This window comes from Paenibacillus sp. MAH-35, from assembly GCF_058135425.1.
On record NZ_JBYUPU010000115.1, the window covers coordinates 1 to 509 of the forward strand.

Here is a 509-nt window from a genome sequence, read left to right on the forward strand (position 1 = left end):
AGTCGTAACAAGGTAGCCGTATCGGAAGGTGCGGCTGGATCACCTCCTTTCTATGGAGTTAAGCACAATCGAAAGATTGTGCCACCTCGGAAGCATAAGCTAATCGAACCTGTAACGGTTCGGTACAGAGGCAATGCCTCACAACACTTGCACAGCTCGTTGTTCGGTTTTGAAGGAATGAAATCCTTCAAATATCTTGGAAATCATTGTTGCTTGAATGGCGATGGTTACCGTGATATCATTAATATACTTGTTGACAATTATTGAATCTTAATAATTGCGGCGTTGTTCCTTGAAAACTGGATAGCGAAACGAAGAGAGCAAGAACATCTGTAAAGGTGATCTTAGAGGCTGAAACGTTCGATATTTTGAATATCCCTAGCGGGACATTCAAAAATCTTGGATAAGCTAATAAGGGCGCACGGAGGATGCCTAGGCGCTAGGAGCCGAAGAAGGACGTGGCGAACTACGATAATGCCTCGGGGAGTCGTAAGCAGGCTTCGATCCGG

At 45.2% G+C, this 509-nt stretch carries 2 rRNA genes; both read left to right on the forward strand.

Annotated features, from left to right (window positions below):
• Positions 1-50, forward strand: a 16S ribosomal RNA gene (locus tag AC3Y2E_RS34670); the annotation flags it as partial.
• Between the two features lie 351 nt (positions 51-401).
• A 23S ribosomal RNA gene (locus AC3Y2E_RS34675) occupies positions 402-509 on the forward strand; the annotation flags it as partial.